At 73.5% G+C, this 25667-nt stretch carries 16 protein-coding genes, 1 pseudogene and 1 riboswitch; of the genes and pseudogenes, 10 read left to right on the top strand and 7 right to left on the bottom strand.

Translation table 11 applies throughout. The annotated features are described in order from the left end of the window. The first annotated feature begins 145 nt into the window (after positions 1–145). The 6 genes from mutA to cobM all read left to right on the top strand — a co-directional run bounded on the left by mutA (position 146) and on the right by cobM (position 8269). Positions 146–2029, top strand: coding sequence for a methylmalonyl-CoA mutase small subunit (gene mutA / locus Q3Y56_RS01715; RefSeq protein WP_304460206.1), 1884 nt, complete (start codon positions 146–148; stop codon positions 2027–2029). Next, the gene (gene scpA, locus Q3Y56_RS01710) at positions 2026–4242 is read left to right on the top strand and encodes a methylmalonyl-CoA mutase (protein ID WP_304460205.1); all 2217 of its coding nucleotides are present in this window, start codon (positions 2026–2028) and stop codon (positions 4240–4242) included. The genes mutA and scpA overlap by 4 nt, the downstream gene beginning before the upstream one ends. Then, positions 4239–5255 carry a methylmalonyl Co-A mutase-associated GTPase MeaB gene (gene meaB, locus Q3Y56_RS01705; protein ID WP_304460204.1) on the top strand — a complete coding sequence of 339 codons (1017 nt, stop codon included), beginning with the start codon at positions 4239–4241 and terminating at the stop codon, positions 5253–5255. The genes scpA and meaB overlap by 4 nt, the downstream gene beginning before the upstream one ends. Positions 5256–5355: 100 nt before the next feature. After that, positions 5356–6180: a (2Fe-2S)-binding protein gene (locus Q3Y56_RS01700; protein WP_304460203.1), complete on the top strand. Its 825-nt coding sequence runs from the start codon at positions 5356–5358 to the stop codon at positions 6178–6180. Between the two features lie 7 nt (positions 6181–6187). Next, positions 6188–7411, top strand: coding sequence for a precorrin-6y C5,15-methyltransferase (decarboxylating) subunit CbiE (cbiE, locus tag Q3Y56_RS01695; RefSeq protein ID WP_304460202.1), 1224 nt, complete (start codon positions 6188–6190; stop codon positions 7409–7411). Positions 7412–7504: 93 nt separating this feature from the next. Next, complete coding sequence (gene cobM, locus Q3Y56_RS01690; protein ID WP_304460201.1) at positions 7505–8269, top strand: precorrin-4 C(11)-methyltransferase; 765 nt, start codon at positions 7505–7507, stop codon at positions 8267–8269. A gap of 78 nt (positions 8270–8347) precedes the next feature. On the opposite strand, the gene Q3Y56_RS01685 is transcribed toward cobM, so the two are convergent. Further along, positions 8348–9478 carry a cobalt-precorrin-5B (C(1))-methyltransferase gene (locus tag Q3Y56_RS01685; protein WP_304460200.1) on the bottom strand — a complete coding sequence of 377 codons (1131 nt, stop codon included), beginning with the start codon at positions 9476–9478 and terminating at the stop codon, positions 8348–8350. A gap of 485 nt (positions 9479–9963) precedes the next feature. Between Q3Y56_RS01685 and Q3Y56_RS01680 the strand changes: the two genes are divergently transcribed. Further along, positions 9964–10728 (top strand): cobalt-precorrin-6A reductase, encoded by a 765-nt coding sequence (locus Q3Y56_RS01680; protein WP_304465438.1) that lies wholly within the window; start codon positions 9964–9966, stop codon positions 10726–10728. A gap of 167 nt (positions 10729–10895) precedes the next feature. Here the strand turns inward: Q3Y56_RS01680 and Q3Y56_RS01675 are convergent, their stop codons facing one another. From Q3Y56_RS01675 to cobG, 3 genes are all read right to left on the bottom strand, one after another. Further along, positions 10896–12380: a precorrin-2 C(20)-methyltransferase gene (locus tag Q3Y56_RS01675; RefSeq protein WP_304465437.1), complete on the bottom strand. Its 1485-nt coding sequence runs from the start codon at positions 12378–12380 to the stop codon at positions 10896–10898. Between the two features lie 119 nt (positions 12381–12499). Then, positions 12500–13150, bottom strand: coding sequence for a precorrin-8X methylmutase (locus tag Q3Y56_RS01670; protein WP_304460199.1), 651 nt, complete (start codon positions 13148–13150; stop codon positions 12500–12502). Then, a complete protein-coding gene (cobG, locus tag Q3Y56_RS01665) occupies positions 13147–14529 on the bottom strand; it encodes a precorrin-3B synthase (RefSeq protein WP_304465436.1) in 1383 nt (460 codons plus the stop codon). Before cobG ends, Q3Y56_RS01670 begins: the two co-directional genes overlap by 4 nt. Before the next feature lie 103 nt (positions 14530–14632). Further along, a riboswitch (cobalamin riboswitch) is annotated at positions 14633–14711 on the top strand. Between the two features lie 53 nt (positions 14712–14764). Between cobG and cobN the strand changes: the two are divergent. Beyond that, a pseudogene (gene cobN, locus Q3Y56_RS01660) lies at positions 14765–18429 on the top strand (cobaltochelatase subunit CobN). Positions 18430–18438: 9 nt separating this feature from the next. On the opposite strand, the gene Q3Y56_RS01655 reads toward cobN, so the two are convergent. Further along, positions 18439–18561, bottom strand: coding sequence for a hypothetical protein (locus Q3Y56_RS01655; protein WP_304460198.1), 123 nt, complete (start codon positions 18559–18561; stop codon positions 18439–18441). A 313-nt stretch (positions 18562–18874) separates the two neighbouring features. On the opposite strand from Q3Y56_RS01655, the gene Q3Y56_RS01650 reads away from it, so the two are divergent. Further along, complete coding sequence (locus Q3Y56_RS01650; RefSeq protein ID WP_304460197.1) at positions 18875–19843, top strand: cation diffusion facilitator family transporter; 969 nt, start codon at positions 18875–18877, stop codon at positions 19841–19843. 63 nt (positions 19844–19906) lie between these two features. On the opposite strand, the gene Q3Y56_RS01645 is transcribed toward Q3Y56_RS01650, so the two are convergent. Then, entirely contained in the window at positions 19907–20029 is a 123-nt protein-coding gene (locus tag Q3Y56_RS01645) for a hypothetical protein (RefSeq protein ID WP_304460196.1), read from the bottom strand. A gap of 173 nt (positions 20030–20202) precedes the next feature. After that, positions 20203–23559, bottom strand: a complete 3357-nt coding sequence (locus Q3Y56_RS01640; protein ID WP_304460195.1) for a tetratricopeptide repeat protein — start codon at positions 23557–23559, stop codon at positions 20203–20205. Here Q3Y56_RS01640 and Q3Y56_RS01635 point away from each other — a divergent pair. Beyond that, on the top strand, positions 23506–25653 hold the full coding sequence (locus Q3Y56_RS01635; RefSeq protein ID WP_304460194.1) for an ATP-binding protein: 2148 nt from the start codon (positions 23506–23508) through the stop codon (positions 25651–25653). The genes Q3Y56_RS01640 and Q3Y56_RS01635 overlap by 54 nt on opposite strands. Positions 25654–25667 lie beyond the last annotated feature (14 nt).

Raw genomic sequence — 25667 nt, 5'->3', positions numbered from 1 at the left:
CCTGCCCGGTGTGCATCCCCCGTCGCACCGGGCAGGCCTTTGTGAGTCGCGGCCAGGCTCGAGCGAGCGGGCCCGGAGCCCAAGAGAGCAAGCTCACAGGTGCGGCCACTCTGATGGGCTGACCAGCGCACACTAGCCTTCCCCCATGACGGTCCTGCCCGACGGGCTTCCCCTAGCCGCCGAGTTCCCCGACGCTACCCGGGAACAATGGTGCCACTTGGTCGAAGGCGTGCTGCGCAAATCAGGCACACACGATGCCGTGGGCGCCGACGCCGAACATGCGCTCGCCACCGCGCTCCAGGACGGCGTCTCGGTACGCCCCCTGTACACCGCGCAGGACGCACCCGGCGATGCCGGATATCCGGGATTCGCCCCGTTCGTCCGCGGCGCGCGGGCCGAAGGCTCGGCGGCCTCCGGCTGGGACGTACGCCCCCGGCACACCCACCCCGACCCGCGCCGCACCAACGAGGCCGTCCTCGCGGACCTGGAGAACGGCGCCGCGTCGGTATGGCTGACGGTCGGCTCCTCGGGCATCCCCGTCCACGCCCTCCCACAGGCCCTCGACGGCGTCTACCTGGACCTGGCCCCCGTGGTCCTCGACGCGGGCGCCGACTTCGAACCCGCCGCCCGCGCCCTGCTGCGCCTGTACGCCGACCGCCAGGTGCCCGCGCGCGCCGCGCTCGGCAACCTCGGCGCCGACCCGCTCGGCCTGGTGGCCCGCACCGGCCAGGACACCGACCTGGCCGCCCACCTGTCCGCCGCCACCGGCCTCGCCCAGCTGGTCCACCGCGACCACCCGGGCGTCCGGACCTTCACCGTGGACGCGTTGCCGTACCACGAGGCGGGCGGCTCCACCGCCGAGGAGCTCGGCTGCTCGCTGGCTGCCGCCGTGGCGTACCTGCGCGAGCTCACCGCCGCCGGACTGACGGCCGAAGCCGCCTGCGCACAGCTGGAGTTCCGCTACGCGGCCACCGCCGACCAGTTCCTGACCATCGCCAAGCTGCGCGCCGCCCGGCGCCTGTGGGCCCGCGTGGCCCAGGTGTGCGGGGCGGACGCGGCGGGCGCGCAGCGCCAGCACGCCGTGACCTCGCCGGTCATGATGAGCGGCCGCGACCCGTGGGTGAACATGCTGCGGACCACCGTCGCGAGCCTGGCCGCCGGAGTCGGCGGCGCCGACGCCGTCACCGTGCTGCCCTTCGACCACGCCCTGGGCCTGCCCGACGACTTCGCCCGCCGGATCGCCCGGAACACCTCCACGATCCTGCTGGAGGAGTCGCACCTGGCCCGCGTGATCGACCCGGCCGGCGGCTCCTGGTACGTCGAGCGGCTCACCGACGACGTGGCGCGCGCCGCCTGGGCCTGGTTCCAGGAGATCGAGCGCGCCGGGGGACTGGCCAAGGCCCTGGCGTCCGGCCTCGTCCGCGACCGGCTCGCCGCCACCTGGGAGCGCCGCTCGCGCGACCTGGCGCGCCGCAAGGAACCCATCACCGGCGTCAGTGAGTTCCCCAACCTGGCGGAGCAGCCGGTGACCCGCGAACCGGCCCCCGACCCGGTCGGCGGTGGACTGCCGCGGGTGCGCCGCGACGAGGCGTACGAGGCGCTGCGCGCCCGCAGCGACGCGGCTCTGGCCGCCGACGGCACCCGCCCGCGCGTCTTCCTCGCCGCGCTCGGCCCGGCCGCCGCGCACACCGCCCGCGCCTCCTTCGCCGCCAACCTCTTCCAGGCGGGCGGCATCGAGGCCGTACACCAACCGGCCTCCGTCGACGCGGAGTCGGTGGCCGAGGCGTTCGCCGCCAGCGGCGCCCGGATCGCCTGCATCTGCTCCAGCGACGCGCTGTACGCGGAGCAGGCCGCCGCCGTCGCCGAGCGGCTCAAGGCCGCGGGCGCCCTGCGGGTCCACCTCGCCGGTCGACCGGGCGAACTGCGCGAGACGTACGAACAGGCCGGAGTGGACGCCTTCGTCTTCGCGGGCTGCGACGCGGTCGAGGTCCTCTCCTCGGCTCTCGACACCATGGGAGTGACGCGATGATCCCCGACTTCTCGTCCGTCGAACTCGACGGCCCGGCCGCACCGGCGAGCGCCGACGCCTGGCGCGCCGCGCTGCGCGAGTCCACCGGCAAGGACGTCGACGCCCTGGTGTGGGACACCCCGGAGGGCATCGGCGTCAAGCCGCTGTACACCTCCGAGGACCTGGCGGGCCTCGACTTCCTGGGCACCTACCCGGGCATCGCGCCCTACCTGCGCGGCCCGTACCCGACGATGTACGTCAACCAGCCCTGGACCATCCGGCAGTACGCGGGCTTCTCCACCGCCGAGGAGTCCAACGCCTTCTACCGCCGCAACCTCGCGGCCGGGCAGAAGGGCCTGTCGGTCGCCTTCGACCTGCCGACCCACCGCGGCTACGACAGCGACCACCCGCGGGTCACCGGCGACGTCGGCATGGCAGGCGTGGCGATCGACTCGATCTACGACATGCGGCAGCTCTTCGACGGCATCCCGCTGGACCGGATGAGCGTGTCGATGACGATGAACGGGGCCGTGCTGCCGGTCCTGGCGCTCTACATCGTCGCCGCCGAGGAGCAGGGCGTACCGCCGGAGAAGCTGGCGGGGACCATCCAGAACGACATCCTCAAGGAGTTCATGGTCCGCAACACCTACATCTATCCGCCGCAGCCGTCGATGCGGATCATCTCGGACATCTTCACGTACACCTCGCAGAAGATGCCGCGCTACAACTCCATCTCCATCTCCGGCTACCACATCCAGGAAGCGGGTGCCACGGCCGACCTGGAGCTGGCCTACACCCTCGCCGACGGCGTGGAGTACCTGCGCGCGGGCATCGCCGCCGGCATGGACGTGGACGCCTTCGCGCCCCGGCTCTCCTTCTTCTGGGCGATCGGCATGAACTTCTTCATGGAGATCGCCAAGTTGCGCGCGGCCCGGCTGCTGTGGGCCAAGCTGGTCAAGCAGTTCGACCCGAAGAACCCCAAGTCGCTGTCCCTGCGCACCCACTCGCAGACCTCCGGCTGGTCGCTGACCGCGCAGGACGTGTTCAACAACGTGACGCGCACGTGCGTCGAGGCGATGGCCGCCACCCAGGGCCACACCCAGTCGCTGCACACCAACGCCCTGGACGAGGCCCTCGCCCTGCCCACCGACTTCTCCGCCCGCATCGCCCGGAACACCCAGATCCTGCTCCAGCAGGAGTCGGGCACCTGCCGGGTCATCGACCCCTGGGGCGGCAGCGCGTACGTCGAGAAGCTCACCCACGACCTCGCGCGGCGGGCCTGGCAGCACATCGAGGAGGTCGAGGCCGCGGGCGGCATGGCCAAGGCCATCGACGCGGGCATCCCCAAGCTGCGCGTGGAGGAGGCCGCGGCCCGCACCCAGGCGCGCATCGACTCCGGCCGCCAGCCGGTCATCGGCGTCAACAAGTACCGCGTCGACAGCGACGAGCAGATCGAGGTGCTCAAGGTCGACAACTCGGCGGTGCGCGCCCAGCAGATCGACAAACTCCGCAGGCTGCGCGCCGAACGCGACGAGGCGGCGTGCCAGGACGCGCTGCGCGCGCTGACCGCGGCGGCCGAGTCGGGACCGGGCAGCGGCCTGGAGGGCAACCTCCTCGCGCTCGCCGTGGACGCGGCCCGCGCCAAGGCCACCGTCGGTGAGATCTCCGACGCACTGGAGAAGGTCTACGGACGCCACTCCGGCCAGATCCGTACGATCTCCGGTGTGTACCGAGAAGAGGCAGGACCGTCGTCCTCCGTGGAGAAGACCCGGCGGCTCGTCGACGCGTTCGAGGAGGCGGAGGGCCGCCGCCCGCGCATCCTGGTCGCCAAGATGGGCCAGGACGGCCACGACCGCGGCCAGAAGGTGATCGCCACCGCCTTCGCCGACCTGGGCTTCGACGTCGACGTCGGCCCGCTGTTCCAGACGCCCGAGGAGGTGGCACGCCAGGCCGTCGAGGCCGACGTGCACATCGTCGGCGTCTCCTCGCTCGCGGCGGGCCATCTGACCCTGGTGCCCGCGCTGCGCGAGCAACTGGCCGAGGCGGGCCGGGAGGACATCACCATCGTGGTCGGCGGCGTCATCCCGCCGCAGGACGTCGAGGCCCTGCACGAGGCCGGTGCCGCCGCCGTCTTCCTGCCCGGCACGGTGGTCCCGGACGCCGCGTACGACCTGGTCAGGTCGCTCGCCGAGGACCTCGGCCACGAGCTGGGGGAGAACGAGGAGACGCGTTGAGCACGGTGCGGCCCAACGGGCAGCGGCGGAGCATCGACATCGACACCTACGCCAAGGGGGTGCTCGACGGGTCGCGCGCGTTCATCGCGCGCGCGATCACGCTCGTCGAGTCCACCCGGCCCGACCACCGCGAGCTGGCCCAGCGGCTGCTGATCGAGCTGCTGCCGCACACCGGCCGGGCGCGGCGGGTCGGCATCAGCGGGGTGCCCGGCGTCGGCAAGTCCACCTTCATCGACGCCCTGGGCACCATGCTCACCGGGCTCGGCCACCGGGTCGCGGTGCTCGCCGTCGACCCGTCCTCGACCCGGACCGGCGGGTCCATCCTGGGGGACAAGACCCGGATGGAGCGGCTCGCGGTCGATCCCGCGGCGTTCGTCCGGCCCTCGCCCAGCGCGGGCACGCTCGGCGGGGTGGCGCGCGCCACCCGCGAGTCCATGGTGGTCATGGAGGCCGCGGGCCACGACGTCATCCTCGTGGAGACCGTCGGCGTCGGCCAGTCCGAGACCGCCGTGGCGGGCATGGTCGACTCCTTCCTGCTGCTGTCCCTGGCCCGCACCGGCGACCAGTTGCAGGGCATCAAGAAGGGCGTGCTGGAGCTGGCGGACGTCGTCGCCATCAACAAGGCCGACGGCCCGCACGAACGCGACGCCAGGTCGGCGGCGCGCGAACTGGCGGGCGCGCTCAGGCTGTTGCAGCCCGCTGACGCGCCGTGGAACCCGCCCGTCCTGACGTGCAGCGCGCGCGAGAGCACCGGTCTCGACGTGGTGTGGGACCGCCTGGAGCAGCACCGCAAGGTCTTGGACGCCTCGGGCGCGCTGGCGGCCAAGCGCCGCGACCAGCAGGTGGAGTGGACCTGGTCGATGGTCCGGGACCAGTTGCTGGCGCGCCTCCACGAACATCCGGCGGTGCGGAGGCTGGGGCCCGTACTGGAGCAGCAGGTACGCGACGGGACGCTGACGGCGACGCTGGCGGCGGACCGGCTGCTGGAGGCGTTCGGCACGACGGACGCTTGACGGGGCGTGGTTGGCGCCTGCGGCGGGCTCTCCCCTTCCCCGCGGGGTCTGGGGCGGAGCCCCAGTTGAGGGAAGGGGCGGGTAGGGGAAAGGAACCCACGTGCACGAGGCAGCCGCAGTAGGGCCGTTCTTCGGCGTCCGTACCGACGCCGCGCCCGGCCCCGGCGGGCCCCGCGCCGAGGGGTACGTAGCGCTCGGTGAGGCGTACCGGACGACCGATGGAACGGCGGCGCAACCGCTGCTCGACCGCATCGACGCCGTCGCGGCGACCCTGGGCGCCGGCGAGCGGCGGGTCGCTGCGTCCCTCGTCTTCCAAGGGCTGGCCGCCCGGCTGTGGTCCATCGCACTCGGCCCGGCCGCGCTCCACGGCCGCGTCCCCGACCTGCGCCCCGACACCCTGTGGTGGAACCCCGCCCGTACCGCGCCGCACGACCTGTGGCTGCCCGGTCCCGTCCGGGCCCTGGGCGAGCCGGGCGGGGTCGCCGGACAACTGGGCCACGCCGTGTACGTCAACCTCCTGCCGCTGCACCGCGCCACGCGCACGGCGTGCCGGATCTCCGAGGCGCTGCTGTGGGGCAACGCCGCCGCCGCGCTCGCCGGTTCGCTGCGCGTCCTGTGCGGCTGGTGCCGCGCCCAGGGGCGCCCGGAGGCCGCACGGCGGGCCGTCGACCTGGCCCGCGCGCTCCTCGCCGCTCCACCGCTGGAGAACACCGGCACCTGGCACCTCGGCCCCGAGCGCGACTTCCGGCGCCGGAGCTGCTGCCTGTACTACCGGGTGCCGGGCGGCGGACTCTGCGGCGACTGCGCGCTCACACCCCGGGCGCCCGGCCCGCGCGCCGCCCCGCCCCACCAGGTCAGTAGAGTTTCCGTCGCCGGACCGATCCCCGTACTTCCCACTCCACTCCCACTCCAACTCCCACGATGAGGTAACCGTGAGCACCGCACGCCCCGCAGTGACCGTCGTGGGGCTGGGGGCCGACGGATGGGGCGGGCTCGGCCCGGCCGCGCGGGAGGCTCTGTGCGCCGCGGAGACCGTGATCGGCGGCCCGCGCCAACTCGCCCTGCTGCCCGCCGACTGCGCCGCCGAGCGCGTGCCGTGGCCGTCGCCGCTGCGCCCCGCCGTGGCCGGGTTGCTCGCCGCGCACGCGGGACGGCGTGTCGCCGTCCTGGCCAGCGGGGATCCCATGTTCTTCGGCATCGGGCGGACCCTGGTGGAGGAGCTGGGCGCGGACGCCCTGCACGTCCTGCCACACCCGTCGTCCGCGTCCTACGCCTGCGCGCGGCTCGGCTGGGCACTGGAGGAGACCGAGGTCGTCAGCCTCGTCGGGCGGCCCCTCGCCGCACTGACCGCCGCCCTGGCCCCCGGCCGCCGGCTGCTGGTCCTCTCGGCGGGCGCCGACACGCCCGGCGAGGTCGCGGCGCTGCTGCGCGACCGCGGCTTCGGCCCCAGCCGGATGTACGTGCTCGAACAGCTCGGCGGAGACCGCGAGCGCCGTGCCGACGGCACGGCCGAGGACTGGCCGCATCCGCCCGGCGACCCGCTCAACCTCGTCGCCCTGGAGTGCGCCGCCGCGCCCGGCACGCCCCGCCTGGCCGTGGTCCCGGGCCTGCCGGACGAGGCGTACGAGCACGACGGCCAGCTGACCAAGCGCCACGTACGGGCGGTCACCCTCGCGGCGCTCGCCCCGGCACCGGGCGAACAGCTGTGGGACGTCGGCGGCGGCTCCGGCTCCATCGCCGTGGAGTGGCTGCGCGCCCACCGCACCTGCCGTGCCGTGACCGTCGAGCGCGACCCCGCGCGCGCGGAACGCATCGTGCGCAACGCCGCCGCGCTCGGCGTGCCCCGCCTGCGTGTCGTCACCGGCGCCGCGCCCGCCGCACTGGCCGGACTGCCCACCCCCGACGCGGTGTTCATCGGCGGTGGGCTCACCGCGCCGGGACTGCTGGACGCGTGCTGGGCGGCGCTGCCCGGCGGCGGGCGGCTCGTCGCCAACACCGTGACCCTCGAATCCGAGGCGCTGCTCGCCGACCACTACCGGCGGCACGGCGGCGAACTGGTCCGGCTCGCCGTGGCGCACGCCGTCCCCGTCGGCGGTTTCACCGGCTGGCGGCAGGCGATGCCGGTCACCCAGTGGTCCGTGGTCAAACCCGGATGAGCGCCGGCCTGACGAACTCCAGGCCCTTGTCCCCGCCGGCCCCATGAGCCGACCAAGCCGACTGAGCCGACCAAGCCGACTGAGGAGAGAACGATGACGGTGTACTTCATCGGCGCGGGCCCCGGCGCCGCCGACCTGATCACCCTGCGCGGGGCGCGCACCCTCGCCCGCTGCCGGGTCTGCCTGTACGCGGGCAGCCTCGTACCGCGGGAACTGCTCGCCGAATGCCCGCCGGACGCCCGGCTGGTCGACACCGCGCAACTCGACCTCGACCAGATCACGCATGAGCTCGTCCAGGCCCACGAGGCAGGCCACGACGTGGCGCGGCTGCACTCCGGCGACCCGTCCGTCTTCAGCGCGGTAGCCGAGCAGATGCGGCGCCTGGACGCCGTCGGCGTGCCGTACGAGGTGGTGCCCGGCGTACCCGCCTTCGCCGCCGCGGCCGCCGCCCTCAAGCGGGAACTGACCGTGCCGACCGTCGGCCAGACCGTCATCCTGACCCGTGTCGCCCAGCAGGCCACTCCGATGCCGGAGGGCGAGGACCTGGCCACCTTGGGCCGCAGCGGGGCGCTGCTGGTGCTGCACCTCGCGGCGCGGTACGCGGACCGGGTGGTCGCCGAACTGCTGCCGCACTACGGGGCCGACTGCCCGGCAGCCGTCGTCGCGATGGCCAGCCGCCCCGACGAACTGGTGCTGCGCGGCACGCTGGCCGACATCGCGGACCAGGTGAAGGCGGCCGGGGTGACGCGCACGGCGGTCATCCTGGTCGGCCGGACCCTGGGCGCGGAGCAGTTCCGCGACAGCCACCTGTACTCGACGGAGCGCCACCGTCCGTGTGCCCCGGACCCGGCCCTGTAGGGGCTGGGCGTTCGACCCCTCCCCGCCCCGGGCTGGACATTCGAGCCTGTCCGGCGATTGATGCGGGGAGGGGAAACCTCAGCGCGGTCCACGGGGGTCCGCGCGCCCCACCACCGTCCCCGCCCGGTCGATGCAGATCACGTCCACCGCCACCGGTGCCCCGCGCAGCACGCCGAGTGCTTGGTCCCGCGCGGCCGCGGCGACCAGATCACCGAGCGGCACGCCCCGCGCGGCGCACAACTGCAACGCCTCCAGTCCCGTGTTCGCCCCGGACACCGCGGCCGCCAGTTCCGCGTCGGCCCCGCCCCGGCGGGCGAGGTCCGCGAGGAAGCCCTTGTCCACCTGCGAGCGCGAGGAGTGCAGATCCAGGTGGCCGGCGGCGAGTTTGGACAGCTTGGCGAAGCCTCCGGCGATCGTCAGACGGTCCACCGGGTGGCGGCGCAGGTACTTCAGTACGGCACCGGCGAAGTCCCCCATGTCGAGCAGCGCGTCCTCGGGCAGCCCGTGCACCGCCACCGCGACCTTCTCCGACGTCGAGCCGGTGCACCCGGCGACATGCGTCCGCCCGGCCGCGCGGGCCACGTCCACGCCCCGCCGGATGCTGTCGATCCAGGCGGAGCACGAGTACGGCACGACGATGCCCGTCGTGCCGAGGATGGACAGGCCGCCCAGGATGCCCAGCCGCGGATTCCACGTACTGCGGGCGATCTCCTCCCCGTGGTCCACGGAGATCTCGATCTCCGCGTCACCGGTGCCGCCGAGCTCGGCGGCGACCGCCTCGACGTGCTCGCGCATCATCTGCCGGGGCACGGGGTTGATGGCGGGTTCGCCGACGGCCAGCGGCAGCCCGGGCCGGGTGACCGTGCCGACCCCCGGCCCGGCCCGGAAGACCACGCCCGCGCCGGGCGGCAGGATCCGCACGGTGGCCCGGATCACCGCGCCGTGCGTGACGTCCGGGTCGTCGCCCGCGTCCTTCACCACGGCGGCCATCGCCTCCCGACCGGGCCCCAACCGCTCACCGGCCAGGGCGAACGCGGGCCGATGGCCCTTGGGCAGGGTGATGGTGACCGGGTCGGGGAAGTCCCCACCGAGCAGCGCGGTGTACGCGGCCGTCGTGGCGGCCGTCGCGCACGCGCCGGTGGTCCAGCCGTGCCGCAGCCCGGTCCGCGCCAACTGCGCGGCACGCCCGGATGCCTGTGCCTCAGCCACGGCGCCTCCGACCGGCCGACACGCCGACGCCTCCGCAGCCGCCGCGTGCCGCGCCGGTGTTCTCGTCTCGGCTTTCGCCGCTGCCGCTGCCGGCCGATGGCCGGTCGGGGCGCCCGGGCCCGGGACTGCCGTCCGCCGCCGCTTCCGCGCAGGGGTTCGCGCCGTACGCGGCGGCACCCGGGCGCCGGTACGCGGCGCTGGGGGACGCGCCCGCGCGCGGGTACGGGCCGCCTCGCGCGGCGGCGCGCTCGTGCGTGTCACCGCCGTACGCCGACGCGCCCACGCACCCGTACCCGGCCCCGTACCCGCCGCCCGGTGTCCCGGCCGCGTGTGGGGCCCTGGCATCATCCAGCCGTGTCGCGCACCGCGTCCGCGCGCCGGACCCGGCCGCCGCACGGCGAGCCCATGCTCCGGGCCGGGCCGCCGCGTACCACCGCGACACGCCGTCCGGCCTGCGCCGGGACCCGCACCACGAGAGGTTCGAGATGACCGACGCCGCGACCAGGCCCCGCCATGTGCTCATCCTGGGCGGCACCACCGAGGCCCGGCGGCTCGCGGCCGAACTCGTCGCCGACCCGGCGCTGCGTGTCACCAGCTCCCTCGCGGGCCGGGTCGCCGAACCGCGACTGCCCGCCGGGCAGGTCCGCGTCGGCGGGTTCGGAGGGCCCGAAGGCATGGCCCGCTGGCTGCGCGAGCACCAGGTGGACGCGCTCATCGACGCCACCCATCCTTTCGCCGGAACGATCAGTTTCCATGCGGCTCAGGCGGCCGCCACGGTCCATGTTCCCCTGCTCGCGCTGCGCCGTCCCGGCTGGGTGGCCGGGCCCGGCGACCGGTGGCACACGGTCGGCTCGCTCGACGAGGCGGCCGCGTCGCTGCCCGCCCTGGGCGAGCGGGTCTTCCTCACCACCGGCCGCATGGGGCTCGCGGCCTTCGCGCACCTGGCCGACCTGTGGTTCCTGGTCAGGTCCGTGGACGCCCCGGAGCCGCCGGTCCCGCCGCGCATGGAGGTGCTGCTGGACCGCGGCCCGTTCACCCTCGAAGGGGAGACCGGGCTCCTGCGCCGGCACCGCGTCGACGTCCTGGTGACCAAGGACAGCGGGGGAGACGCCACGGCCCCGAAGCTGACCGCGGCGCGCGCGGCCGGGATTCCCGTCGTGGTGGTCCGCCGACCGCCGGCCCCGGCAGGGGTACCGGTCGCGGCCGACGTGCCCGCCGCAGTGACCTGGCTCCGCCGGACCTTGGACTGACACCCGGGCCACGGGCGGTGGGCCACCGGCTGCCGGCTGGGCCGGCAGCGGCTACGAGCGGTCAGCGGCCGGACCAGGGAGCCCGCCCCACCCGCCGCCGCGGGCCGCCGTCGCGGGCGCACCCGCACGGCGGGCCCTCCCGCTTCACGGCCCCTCGCCGGGAGGCGTCACCGTTCCGGATACCGGCGTGGCGTCCACACGATCCGCGTCCCGTCGCCCCGCCGTACCGTCCTGGTCTGCGAGGACCCCACCAGCAGAATCGTCCGCATGTCCACCTGCGCGGGGTCCAGATCGGCCAGCGACACGATCCGTACGCTCTCCTCGGGACCGCCGACGTCCCGGCCCAGCACCACCGGCGTGTCGGGCGTACGGTGCGCCAGCAGCAGCTCGCGCGCCTTGCCCACCTGCCAGATCCGGCTGCGTGAACCGGGGTTGTACAGCGCCAGCACCAGGTCCGCGGCGGCCGCCGCGGAGAGCCGCTCGGCGATGACCTCCCACGGCTTGAGCCGGTCGGAGAGCGAGATGACCGCGTAGTCGTGGCCCAGCGGCGCACCGACGCGCGAGGCGGCCGCGTGCGCGGCCGTCATCCCGGGCAGCACCCGCACCGGCACCTCGCGGTACGGATCCTCCGACGCGGCCTCCAGTACGGCGGTCGCCATGGCGAACACGCCCGGGTCACCGGAGGACACCACGGCGACACGCCGACCGCGGCGGGCCAGGTCCAGGGCGAACTCGGCGCGTTCGGCCTCCACCTTGTTGTCGGAGGCGTGCCGCCGCTGTCCGGGCCGCACCGGTACCCGGTTGAGATACGTCGTATAGCCCACGAGGTCCTCGGCGGCGGCCAGTTCGCCGCGCGCCTCGGGCGTCAGCCACAGCGGCCCCGCGGGTCCCAGCCCGACGACCACGACCTCGCCGCAGTCCGCCGCCGCGGGCGCGTCGTCCGCGCGATCGGTGAGTTCCACCCGGCTCGGCAGGACCGCCATCGAGAAGTACGGCACCGACTCCGGGTCGACCTCCGCCAGCGGCGCGGCGCGCTCCGCGCTCATCGTGGCGCGCTCCACATAGTGCGCGTCCGCGAGCCGGCCCGACCGCTCCAGCGCCGCCCGTACCGTCGGGAAGGTCCGGCCGAGCTTCATCACGGCCGCCGCGTCCGTGGCCGCCAGCCGCGCCGCCAACTCCTCCTCCGGGAGGGTGCCCGGAAGGATGGTCAGCACCTCCTCGCCCTCCACCAGCGGCTTGCCCAGCCGGGCCGCCGCCGCGCTCACCGACGTGACGCCGGGGACCACCTCGGTGGGGTAGCGGTCGGCCAGCCGCTTGTGCATGTGCATGTACGAGCCGTAGAAGAGCGGATCGCCCTCGGCGAGCACCGCGACCGTACGCCCCGCGTCCAGGTGCGCGGCCAGCCGTTCGGCGGCCTCCGCGTAGAACTCCTCCATCGCGCCCCGGTATCCGCCCGGGTGGTCGGTGGTCTCCGTGGTCACCGGGTAGACCAGGCGTTCCTCGATGTGGTCCGGGCGCAGATGCCGCTCGGCGATGGAGCGCGCGATGCTGCGGCCGTGCCGGGCGCTGTGGTACGCGACCACGTCGGCCTCGGCGATGACCTCCACGGCCCGCACGGTCATCAGGGACGGGTCCCCGGGGCCGAGGCCCACGCCGTACAGCCGCCCGGTGGCCCCGCTGTCGCCGGTGGCCCCGAGACCTTCGCTCGTGCCGCCGCCCGCGCCGGCGCCACCGGCCTCGCCGCCACCGCCGCTCGTCGCCTGCTGCTCGCTCACTCTTCCTCGCTCGCAATCGCGTTGATCGCGGCCGCGGCCATGGCGCTGCCGCCCCGCCGCCCGCGCACCACCAGGTGGTCGAGCCCCGCCGGATGACCCGCCAGCGCGTCCTTGGACTCCGCGGCGCCGATGAACCCGACCGGCACACCGATGACCGCGGCCGGGCGCGGCGCGCCCGGCCCGCCCTCCTCGATCATCTCCAGCAGCCGGAACAGCGCCGTGGGCGCGTTGCCGACGGCGACGACCGCGCCGTCCAGCCGGTCCCGCCACAGCTCCAGCGCCGCGGCGGAACGCGTCGTCCCCATCCGGGCGGCCAGGTCCGGGACCGACGGGTCGGACAGGGTGCACACCACGTCGTTGTCCGCGGGCAGCCGCCGACGTGTCACCCCGCTGGCGACCATCTGCGCGTCGCACAGGATGGGCGCGCCGGCGCGCAGCGCGGCGCGGGCGCGGGAGACCACCTCGGGCGTGTACCCGAGATCCTGCACGAGATCGACCATCCCGCAGGCGTGGATCATCCGCACCGCGACCCGGCTGACGTCGGCGGGGAGCCCGGCGAGGTCCGCCTCGGCGCGGATGGTGGCAAAGGACTGGCGGTAGATCTCCGCCCCGTCCTTCTCGTAGTCGAACACTGTGTCCTCGATCATGTCGTTCCGCGTGCCGCCGCCACTGCGTCGGCCGCCTGTTCCGCTGTTACCACCCGCACCGCGTGCTCCGTCTCCGGTGCGCCCGTGCCGCGTGCCGCGACCCGGTAGCCGTCGCCGGTGGCCAGGACGTCGACCCACCGGCCGCCGGGGTGGCCGCACCGGCGCTCGCACCCCGACCAGTACACGGGGAGCGCGTGCGCCGCCGCCCCGGACACCGCGGGCGCCGCCCGTGCGGCTCGCTCGGCGTCCGCCCGTACGTCGGCCAGCGACTTGGCGCAGCCGGGCCGCCCCGTGCACGCCCCGACGCCGTACCACGGCGAGTTCCGGTCGGTGACGAGTCCGGCGTCCGCCAACGCGGCCAGCAGCTCGCGGCCGCCTCCGGCCGACACGCCCGGGAGCACCACGCCGCGCCAGGGTGTCACACGCAGTTCACCGGCGCCCTCCCGGGCGGCGGTCGCCGTGAGCAGGCGCCACTGCCCGGCGGTCACCCTGCCCAGCGGCGCGAGGACGGACAGCGCGCACCGCCCGTCCGGCCCGCTGACGAGCCCGGGCGCGGGTCGCGCCGCCTCCGCGTCGCCGGCGTCGGCCGCGTACGGCGAGGCGAGGGCGGTCGCCGCGATCCCCGCCGCCGCGAGTCGCGCCGCGAGGCGCCGCGCCGACACGGCATACGGCGCGGGCAGTTCGCGCGCCCGCCAGGCACGCGTGCCGCTCTCCCGTACGGCCGCGAGGAACTCCAACGCGGCCACTACGGCGGCGCCCGGCGCGTCCTCGGCGCGCACCATGAGCCCGCGACACGCCGGCGCGCCATCGTCCTCGGAGCCGCCGACATGCAGCACCGCGCCGCCGCCGGGGCGTGCGATCAATGTCACATCGGCGTCCAGCGCCGCCACATCACCGCGCCCGTCGTCCACCGCGAACAGGAATCGCCCGGAAAGAGACGCTGTGTCGGGTTCCGTGCACAGGAGTTCGTCCAGCCGCCGCGCCCACCGCTGCACATCCGCGTGCCCCCCGCCGTCCAGCCCCGCCAGCGGCGAGGCGACCACGTTGCGGGCCCGCTCGTGCCGGTCCGACGGCAGCAGCCCGGCTCCCCGCAGCCGGTCCGCGAGCGGGCCGCCGCAGTCCGAACCCAGCCCTCGCAACTGGATGTTGCCGCGCGAGGTGAGGTCCAGCCGCCCGTTCCCCAGCTCCTCGGCGGCACGCGCCAGCACCTCGGCCTGATGGGGCGTCAGCAAGCCGCCGGGCAACCGGACGCGCGCCAGTGCGCCGTCGTCCGCCTGATGCAGTCGCAGCGCCCCGGGACAGGCGTCGCCACGCCCGCGAGGGGGTGGTTCGCCCCGGGTTGGGCTGGTTTTGGGGGTGAGCGGCATGGCGGCGAGCATACCGACCATCACATCGGCCGCCTGCCCCGCTCGCATGATCAGCCCTTACTATGCTCCTCGGCGGACCGACCCGGTCCGCCGGACGCCAGCGACGGCGCCAGGGGAGGAAGCCGGTGAGAGTCCGGCGCGGTCCCGCCACTGTGAGCACGGCAGCACACCGCGGCCGAGTGAGCCAGGAACTCCCGCCGTCCTCCCACCGCCCGGGGCGCGGACCCCGAGGAAGGCCTGCTGCCGCATGCTGCATTCGTCCGGGGAGCACCCCCAGTCCCCCCGAGTCCTGCTGCTGTCGACCTCCGACACCGACCTGCTCAGCGCCCGCGCCGCACAGGGGCCGGTCTCGTTCCGGCTCGCCAACCCCGCGCGCCTCCACCTGGACGACCTGCCCGGCCTCCTCGACGGCACCGACCTCGTCGTCGTACGCCTCCTGGGCGGCCTGCGCGCCTGGGAGGAAGGGCTCGACATCCTCCTCGCCGGGCCCCGCCCGGTCGTCGTCCTCACCGGCGAACAGGCCCCCGACGCCCAGCTCATGGAGGCGTCCACCGTGCCCGTGGGCATCGCCGCCGAGGCCCACGCCTACCTGGCCCACGGCGGACCCGCCAACCTCGAACAGCTCGGCCGCTTCCTGTCCGACACCGTGCTGCTGACCGGCCACGGCTTCGAGCCGCCCGCGCCCGCGCCGTCCTGGGGCCCGCTGGACCGCGCCCACACACCGGGGACGGCCCGACCGTCGCCGTGCTCTACTACCGCGCCCACCACATGAGCGGCAACACCGCCTTCGTCGAGGCGCTGTGCCAGGCCGTCGAGCAGGCGGGCGGCCGCGCCATGCCGCTGTTCGTCGCCTCGCTGCGCGCCCCCGAGGCCGGGCTGATCGACGAACTGCGCACGGCCGACGCCGTCGTCACCACCGTCCTGGCCGCGGGCGGCACCCGGCCCGCAGACGCCTCCGCCGGCGGCGACGACGAGTCCTGGGACGCGGGCGCGCTCGCCGCCCTCGACGTCCCCATCCTCCAGGCGCTGTGCCTGACCGGCCCGCGCGCCGCGTGGGAGGAGAACGACGAGGGGCTCTCCCCGCTGGACGCCGCCACCCAGGTCGCCGTCCCCGAGTTCGACGGACGGCTCATCACCGTGCCGTTCTCCTTCAAGGAGGTCGACGCGGACGGGCTGCCGGTGTACGTCGCCGACCCCGAGCGCGCCGCGCGTGTCGCCGGAATCGCGGTACGACACGCCCGGCTGCGGCACATCGCCCCGGCGGACAAGCGGCTCGCCCTCGTGCTGTCCGCGTACCCCACCAAGCACTCCCGCATCGGCAACGCCGTCGGCCTGGACACCCCGGCCAGCGCCGTCGCGCTGCTGCGCCGACTCCAGGCCGAGGGCTACGACTTCGGCACCGAGCCCGTGCCGGGACTGGCCTCCGGCGACGGCGACGAGCTGATCTACGCCCTGATCGAGGCGGGCGGCCACGACCAGGAGTGGCTCACCGAGGAGCAGCTCGCCCGCAACCCGGTGCGGATCCCGGCGGCCGACTACCGCCGCTGGTACGGGCAGCTGCCCAAGGAGCTGCGGGACGCGGTCGAGGAGCACTGGGGCCCGCCGCCCGGTGAGATGTTCGTCGACAAGAGCGGCAACCCCGACGGCGACATCGTGCTGGCCGCCCTGCGCTTCGGCAACCTCCTGGTCCTCATCCAGCCGCCGCGCGGCTTCGGCGAGAACCCCATCGCGATCTACCACGACCCGGACCTGCCGCCGTCCCACCACTACCTGGCCGCGTACCGCTGGATCGCCACCCCGCGCGCCGACGGCGGCTTCGGCGCCGACGCCATGATCCACCTGGGCAAGCACGGCAACCTGGAGTGGCTGCCCGGCAAGAACGCGGGCCTGTCCGCCGCCTGCGGCCCGGACGCCGCGCTCGGCGACCTGCCGCTGGTCTACCCGTTCCTGGTCAACGACCCGGGTGAGGGCACCCAGGCCAAGCGCCGCGTCCACGCCACCCTCGTCGACCACCTCGTCCCGCCGATGGCCCGCGCCGACTCCTACGGCGACATCGCGCGCCTTGAGCAGCTGCTGGACGAGTACGCGTCGATCTCCGCGATGGACCCGGCCAAGCTGCCCGCCATCCGCGCCCAGATCTGGACCCTGATCCAGGCCGCCAAGCTCGACCACGACCTCGGTATGGAGGACCGGCCGGACGACGACGGCTTCGACGACTTCCTGCTGCACGTCGACGGCTGGCTGTGCGAGGTCAAGGACGCCCAGATCCGCGACGGCCTGCACGTCCTCGGCGGCGCGCCGACCGGCCCCGAGCGGGTCAACCTCGTTCTCGCGATCCTGCGCGCCCGCCAGATCTGGGGCGGTACGTCCGCCCTGCCGGGCCTGCGCGAAGCCCTCGGCCTGGACGAGTCGGCGGCCACCCGCACCGACGCGGACGACGCCGAGGAGCGGGCCCGCGCACTGGTGCAGGCGATGGAGGACGCCGACTGGGCGCCGGAGGCCGTGGCCGAGGTCAGCCGCGACGTGCCCGAGGAGCGGCGCGAGGCCGTCGCCGCGATCCTGGACTTCGCCGCCCGCCAGGTCGTCCCGCGGCTCGCCGCCACGACCGACGAGATCGACCACACGGTGCACGCCCTGGGCGGCGGCTTCGTCCCCGCCGGGCCGTCCGGTTCCCCGCTGCGCGGCCTGGTCAACGTGCTGCCGACCGGCCGCAACTTCTACTCCGTCGACCCCAAGGCCGTCCCCAGCAGGCTCGCCTGGGAGACCGGCCAGGCGCTGGCCGACTCGCTGCTGGAGCGCTACCGCACCGACAACGGCGAATGGCCCCAGTCCGTCGGCCTGTCGCTGTGGGGCACGAGCGCGATGCGCACCTCCGGGGACGACGTGGCCGAGGCGCTCGCGCTGCTCGGCATCCGCCCGGTGTGGGACGACGCGTCCAGGCGGGTGACGGGACTCGAACCCATCGCCCTCGCCGAGCTGGGCCGTCCCCGCATCGACGTCACCCTGCGCATCAGCGGCTTCTTCCGCGACGCCTTCCCGCATGTCGTGGGGCTGCTGGACGACGCCGTCCGGCTCGCGGCCTCGCTGGACGAACCCGACGCGGACAACCACGTACGGGCGCACACCCGTGCCGACCTCGCCGAGCACGGCGACGAACGCCGCGCCACCGTCCGGATCTTCGGCTCCCGCCCCGGCACCTACGGCGCGGGACTGCTCCAGCTGATCGACAGCCGGGACTGGCGCACCGACGCCGACCTGGCCGAGGTCTACACCGTCTGGGGCGGCTACGCCTACGGCCGCGGCCTCGAAGGCCGCCCGGCGCGGGAGGAGATGGAGACGGCGTACAAGCGGATCGCCGTCGCGGCCAAGAACACCGACACGCGCGAGCACGACATCGCCGACTCGGACGACTACTACCAGTACCACGGCGGCATGGTGGCCACCGTGCGCGCGCTGAAGGGCACCGCGCCGGCCGCGTACATCGGCGACAGCACCCGCCCGGAGACGGTGCGCACCCGCACGCTGCACGAGGAGACCTCGCGCGTCTTCCGGGCCCGGGTGGTCAATCCGCGCTGGATCGAGGCGATGCGCCGGCACGGCTACAAGGGCGCCTTCGAACTCGCCGCGACCGTCGACTACCTCTTCGGCTACGACGCCACCACCGGCGTGGTCGCCGACTGGATGTACGACAAGCTCGCGCAGACCTATCTCCTGGACCCGGAGAACCGGGAGTTCCTGGAGCAGGCCAACCCCTGGGCGCTGCACGGCATGGCGGAGCGGCTGCTAGAGGCCGAGAGCCGCGGCATGTGGGCCGAGCCGGACGCCGAGGTGCTCGCGGCGGTCCGCGAGCTGTACCTGGAGACCGAGGGGGACCTCGAGGGGAAGGCGGACGGCGCGGGCGCCGACGCCTGACGCGCCGCGCTACGAGGAGAGCAGACGTCCGCCGTCCGGCCAGGCCGGACGGCGGACGAGTTCGGCCCACTCGTGGTCGTAAGCGCCGGGCACCGTTCTGCCCGCCGAGGACCAGCGCTGCACCAGGGCCATGTAGATGGGTACGTGCGTCGCTTGACGAACCCGTTGCTGCGCCAGGGGGCGCCGTTGCTGTGTCATTGTTGCCACATCCGGCCAACGCCCCGTCAGAAGGTACGGTCACCGCCCGCGCGCACCGCTCACCCGGACCGGCGTCCCCTCGCACACCTCGGCGACCCTCATCTGAAAAGGGTTTCCGAAATCGCCGTCGAATATGACGTCAATTGACAGTCCAATTGATAACCGTGTCCATTGCAGTCTTTGGATAATCGGACGGTATGCGGTTCACTTGCCTTCGCCGCGACGGTGAGGGCGAGAGGAGTTCGGGGTGGGCGCGCACACGCATGAGGGGCACGGCGGTCACACGCACGACGGTCACACGCACGGCGTCACAGCGGGGGCGGACCGCCGCTGGCTGGCCCTCGCGTTGGCGCTGATCTGCGGATTCATGGTCGTGGAGACCGCCATCGGAATCCTCGCCCGATCGGTGGCGCTCCTGTCCGACGCCGCCCACATGCTCACCGACGCGGCGGCCATCGTGCTGGCGCTCGTCGCGATCCGGCTGTCCGCACGGCCCGCCGCCGGCGGCTACACATACGGCCTGAAACGCGCGGAAATTCTCTCGGCACAGGCGAACGGGCTGTCCCTGCTGCTGCTCGGGGCATTTCTCGGATACGAGTCGGTGATGCGGCTGATCGACCCGCCCGAGGTGAACGGCGCCCTCGTCCTGGGCACCGGACTCGCCGGCGTGGCCGTGAACTTCGCCGCGGCGTGGTGCCTGTCGCGCGCCAACCGCACCTCCCTCAACGTCGAAGGCGCCTTCCAGCACGTCCTCAACGACCTCTACGCCTTCATCGGCACCGCGATCTCCGGCCTGGTCGTCCTGACCACCGGCTTCGCCCGCGCCGACGCCATCGCCTCGCTCGTGGTCGTGGCCCTCATGGCCACCGCCGGAGTCCGCCTGGTCCGCGCCTCCGGCCGGATCCTGCTGGAGGCCGCGCCCTCCGGCGTCGAACCGGACGAGGTGGGGGACCGCCTGGTCGCCGACCCGAGGGTGGCCGAGGTCCACGACCTGCACGTCTGGCAGATCACCTCGGGCGAGGTGTCGCTGTCCTGCCATGTCCTGGTCGCGCCGGGCGGCGACTGCCACGCGGTGCGCGAGCGGCTGGAGCAGGTGCTGCGCGAGGAGTACGGCATCACCCACACCACCTTGCAGGTGGACCACGTACCCGACCAGCGGCACTGTGTGACGGCTCACGGCCGTGTGCACCGTGCCGCCCCGGCGATCGCTGAGTGACAGACGGACATGTCGGCGGCCCGGAGCGAACATCGCCGCGGGCCGCCGATACGTTTTTGCAGACTACGGAATCGGTGCGCCTGTCGGCATGCAGATGGCCAGTGCGGCGGTGGACATCAGGCAGGTGACGACGACCGTCGTGACGGCCACGGTGAGTACGGCGACCGCACTGCGAGCTCGGAACATGTGCTGAGGAAACCCTTCGACTTCGCGGGGGTATCGAATGACGTACCTGCTGCCGGGGCAGTCCTTGATCGCCCGCGTGCAGGGAGGTCATTTGATACCCATCACCGCTCGAAGATCAAGCTCTTGTTCGGGGTTCGCTCGGCACTTCGATCGAGATGATCGGGATGTATCGATCAGGCGCCTATCGCGCCATCCTTTGATCGATTGAGTCTGTTAATGATCGACTTGGCGTCTTGGCGCAGCGTTGCTGCCGTGTCGGCTCGATCGCGCCCCTCCCAGAGCTGAGCAAGAGCCTCAAGGGTCCTGGCCTCTTCGGCCGGGGCCTGGATACGTCGGGTCACGGCGAGCGCGGCTTCCAGGTGCTCGGTCGCCTTGAGCGTTCTTCCCGTCCGCAGTTCCACTTGGCCCAGGTCCCTGAGCGCCTGGGCCTCTTCCGCGGCGGCGCCGATGCGCTGCGCCAGTTCCAGCGCGGCCATGTGGTGCGCCATCGCCTCATCATCGCGTCCCGCGGCGGCCAGGGTGCGCCCCGCCTCGTTCGCCGCCACGGACTCGCTGCGTCTGTCGCCGAGTTCACGGAAGATGACCAGTGCCTCCTGGCATACGTCAAGGGCCCCGCGCAGGTCGCCGGAGCTGCGCAGCGTGTCCGCGAGGTTCATCTGGACCGTCGCCTGGTCCCAGCGGCTGCCGTTCGCGCGTGACAGGGCGAGAGCCTTCCGGTACGCGCGGCAGGCGTCATCGATACGGCCCGTCTCCCGGTAGAGCTCGGCCAGATTGTTGAGCGTGCGGCACTGACCGCGCGGATCGTCCATCTCGCGGAATCTGGTGAGCGCGTCGCGGAAGCACCCCAGCGCCTCATGATGCCGGCCGGCGCCGAGCAACATGATGCCCATGTTGTTCAGGCAGCGCGCCTGCTGCAATCGGTCCGGCTGGCCCATACGGATCGTCAGCGCCTCGTTCTCGAGCGGCAGTGCCTCCAGGCAGCGCCCCTCGTGCCAGTACGTGATGGCGAGCTGATGCAGTGCCTCGGCCTCGACCTCCCGGTCCCCCGAGGCCCGCGCGAGGATCAGTGCCCGGTCGGCGCAGGAGATGGCCGAGGGGTAGTCCCCGCTGAGCGCACGTACCTCGGCCAGGTCCACCAGGGCGTGGGCCTCGGCCCGTCCGTCGCCGACGTCATGCCAGTAGGCGACAGCCTCTTGGTGGAGCGGCGTGGCGATGTTCCAGTACCCCTCGGTCCCCAGGAAGCCGGCGAGTACGTTGGCGTAGTGGGCCTGCCGCCGCGGTGAGCCGTGCATCCGGACGTACTCCAGGACCGCGAGCAGATTGGCACTCTCCGCGCTGAACCAGTCCTGCGGACCGGCGCGGTCGAGCCAGACCGGAGACTCGGGCGGCGGGTGCGCGAGATCCAGGTCTGTGCGGCAGCGATGGGGACGCAGCATGTGGTCGGCCCGGTCGGCGGTGGCGGCGTAGAAGTCGAGCAGGCGCTCCAAGGCGAGGTCCCGGACCGTGCTGTCGTCCTCGGACATCGCCAGGATCTGGGCGTACTCGCGCAACAGGTCGTGAATCCGGTACCGATGGGGCGAAGGCTCCAGGAGGAGGTGGCAGTTGATGAGGTCTTCCAGGATCCGCTCGGTGTCCTCGAGTGACCGGCCGGTGAGCGCCGCGGCGGCGTACGCGCCGAACTCCGCGCCGACGTGCAGACCAAGACGGCGGAACGCGCTTCGCTGCTCGGCGGTCAGCGAGCGATAGGAGAACTCGAATGTGCGGGCGATCTCCCGGTATCCGTCGCGGATTTCGGCGAGCCGCCCTCCCTCGCGCGCCAGCCGCCGAATCAGGTCCTTCGCGCCCCAGGACGTACGTGCGGTGAAGCGGCTCGCGGCGATTTCGATGGCGAGGGGAAGACAGCCGCACAGACGGGCGATGTGAGCCCCCTCCTCCGGCGTGACCGAGCGCTCGACGCCGACGCGATGGTTGAACAGCGCCACCGCGTCGTGCAGCGGAAGCACATCGAGAAAGATCGGCCGTACGCCTGGGAGGCCGGTGAGACGGCGTCGACTGGTGATGATCACTACTGACGGGGAGGCGCCCGGAAGCAGCGGCCGCACCTGCTCCGGGTCGGCCGCGTCGTCGAGTATCACGAAGGCGCGCCGGTCGGTCAGCAGGGTGCGCCACATCGAGGTCAGTTCGTCGAGCCCGTGGGGGATCTGCTGCACCGGTGTACCGAGGAGGCGTAACAGCTGGTGCAGCGCGGCGGTTGGGCTGAGCGGTTCCTGGAACGACGAGTGCGCGTGCAGGTCGAGGTAGATGCGGCCGTCGGGGAAGCGTTCGCGCAACTGGTGTCCGATGTGCACGGCAAGCGATGTCTTGCCGACGCCGCCCATCCCGTCGATCGCCTCCAGCGTGACGACGGAACGCGGGAGGGTGGAAGACGCGGCCAGGGCGGCGGACAGTTGACGCAGCTCGGCGTCGCGGCCCACCCAGGGGACATCGCGCGGCAGATTGTCGGGCGCGCAGACCCGCCCCGCGCCGGTGCCCTTCGCCGCCTTCGGCGGTGACAGGAGTTCGGAGGCCGGCACGCCGTTCAGAACGCCCTGCTGCAGCCGTTGGAAATCCGCCCCCGGTTCGGTGCCGAACTCGTCGCGCAACCGGCGGCTGGTCCGCTGGAGGATACCGGTGGCCTCGGCGGTGCGACCGCAGCCGTGCAGCGCGAGCACGAGGTTTCCGATGATCGTCTCGTTCGTCGGATGCGCGTTGATCAGGGCGGACAGGTTCTCCACGACCTCCTCGAAGCGGCCGAGCCGCAACTGGATGGTGCTGTAGGTCGAGGCGGCGGCCAGGCTCCGTTCGGCGAAGGTGGCGCGGATGTGCTCGACCCACTGTCCGGACAGCCCGGCCAGCGGTTCGCCGCGCCACAACCCGGCCGCCTCGTCGAGGAGGCGAAGACACCGCAGGGGGTCGTCGCCCTCCGCGAGCGCGCGGGCCTCGGCCGTGAGCCTGAGGTAGTGGTGCAGATCGACCGCGTCCGCGTCGACTTCAAGGGTGTATGTATGCGCCTTTCGGACCAGCGGCGGCGCGTCCGGCCCGCCCACCTCCTGCAGCGCGCGGCGGATGCGGGAGGCGTAGGTGTAGAGACTCGCGTGGAACCGCCGCGGCGGGGAGTCGTCCCAGACCCGGCCGGCCAGAGCGTCGAAGCTCACCGGCCGGCCCGCGTCCCACGACAGCGCGGCCAGCGTGCACCGCTCCTTCTTGGAGTTGAGTTCGCTGCGCCGGTCACCGGAGCGCAGTTCGATCGTGCCCAGAATTCGGAACTCCACCAGCGCCCCCCGGCCGGTTCGGATCCCCGCGCTGAAATGATCATGCCATGACGCCAACTTGAACAGGGTAGTGCTCAGGACAGGGGTTGTCAGCGGGGGAGGAGGGCGGGGCTGGTGACGGAGCCTGAGTTCGTCGACGAGAGCCGGGCGAGGGTGGGGAGTCCAGTGGATTCCGAGACCTCGACGGCCGGTCACAGGAACGAGATCGGCGGCGGCCATTTCTGGGGCCCTGCCGTGCAGGCGCGGGACGTGGCGGGCGGCATCCACGTGTACCAGGGCACGGCCGCACCGCAGCGGATGCCGCTGCCACGCCAGCTCCCGCCCGTACCCGCGCACTTCACCGGCCGACGACGGGAGTTGGCAGAGCTGGAGGCGCTGCGGGCCGCCCGGCACCGCAGCGCGCCACAGGTGGTGATGGTCAGCGGGCCGGGCGGCGTGGGCAAGACCAGTCTGGTCCTGGTGTGGCTGCGGCAGATCGCGCACGAGTTTCCCGACGGAGAGCTGTACGTGGATCTCGGCGGGTACTCCCCGGCGGGCCCCATGAGCCCTGGCAGCGTGCTGGACCGCTTCCTTCGGGCGCTGGGTGTCTCGTCGGTGCCGACGGAGACGGCCGAACGAACGGCTCTGTGGAGGTCGATGACAGCCGATCTGCGGTTGATCGTCATGCTCGACAACGCGTTCACCGCCGCGCAGGTACGTCCGCTGCTCACCGGGGCTCCGGGCAGCCTCGTGGTGATCACGAGCAGGAGCCGGCTGAGCGGCCTCGTCACCGACGGTGCCGGCCTCCATCAGCTGGGTATGCTCGACCCCGCGTCCGCGGTGGAGCTGCTCTCACGGGCGATCGGCGTCTCCCGGATGTCCCAGGACCCGACGGCGGCCCGCCGGGTGGCGGAGCGCTGTGCGTTCCTCCCGCTGGCGCTGTCCCTGGCCGCCGCGCATCTGGCCGCCAGGCCCCGCCATCCGGTGGCGGCGGTCGCCGAGGCGCTGGCCCGGGGCGGCGGACCGCTGGAGGCACTGAAAGTGGAGGGGGAAACCGCTGTGGGCACGGTTCTGGACGCGTCCTACCAGCAGCTGCCCGATGACGCGGCCGGCGTGTACCGGCGCATGGGAGCGCTGCCGGTCGCCGTGTTCGACCTCTCGCTCGTCACCGCGGTGAGCGGTCTCGGCGAGGAGGAGACGGAACAGCTGCTGGATGTGCTGGTCGAGGCGAACCTCGTCGAGGACCTCGGTGTGGACGCCTACCGCTTCCACGACCTCGTACGGCTGCACGCGGCCCGGCGCGGCGAGACCGACGACGGTCCGGAAGCGCGCGACACCACCCTGCGCCGCTTCGTGGACTGGTGTCTGGCGCGGGCCACGTCGGCTGAGGAACTGCTCTCGCCCAGCCACCGCAACCTGGCGCGCACCTTTGCCCACCCGCCCTCGGTCCCGGTGGCCTTCCCGGACCAGGAGACGGCTCTGGCCTGGCTGGACGCCCGTCGCTTCGACCTCATGGCGGCGGTACGGCTGTCAGCCGGGAAGGGGTGGGACGCGAGCTGCTGGCAGCTGGTCGATGCGATGTGGCCCCTGTTCCTGCGGTTGCGCCCCTACGACCTGTGGGTCGAGGCACACGAGACAGGGCTCGCCGCCGCTCGTCGCGCGGGAGACCGCGCGGGCGAGGGCCGGATGCTCACCTCCGGCGGCAACGGCCTGTGCAACGCCGGACGTGCCGAGGAGGCCTCGGCCTGGTTCGCCGAGGCGTTCGAGCACGCGAGACGTGACGGGGACCTCCGGCAGCAGGCGCAGGCTCTGCACGGGCTCGGCAAGTCCTCCCTGGGAGCGGGTTCGCTGGACAGAGCCCGGGCGTACTTCGCCCGTGCCCATGTGCTGCGCGAGTCGATCGGCTACCGGCGTGGCGCGGCACTGTCCCGGCTCTGCCTGGGCGAGGTCGCCCTGACACAGGGCGATGTGACCGGGGCTGTGGACCACCTGACCTCCGCTCACGCCGCGCTGCTGGCCGAGGGCGATGCCTATGACGCGGCACGTGCCCTGGCCCATCTCGGCCGTGCCACCGTCGGCGCCGGGGACTACGCGACGGGCGCCGGGCACCTTCGCCGGGCACTGGCGGAGTTCGAGGCCGCGGGATCCCCGCACTGGCAGGCCCGGACGCTGGAACTCCTCGGGCAGTCCGCCCAGGACTGTGCCGACCACGCGGAAGCCCGGCGGTGTTTCGCACGGTCCCTCGAGATCTACGAGCCCATCAGCCCCGCGGACTCCCGGCGGCTGCGCGACCGGCTCCGCTCGCTCGACCCGGACACGCGGCCCGGGACCTGACCGGCATGGACGTT

Origin of the sequence: Streptomyces sp. XD-27, from assembly GCF_030553055.1 — a bacterium.
GTDB lineage: Bacteria > Actinomycetota > Actinomycetes > Streptomycetales > Streptomycetaceae > Streptomyces.
Note: the sequence above shows the minus strand (reverse complement) of the source record. Positions and strands in the feature narration are given on the sequence as shown.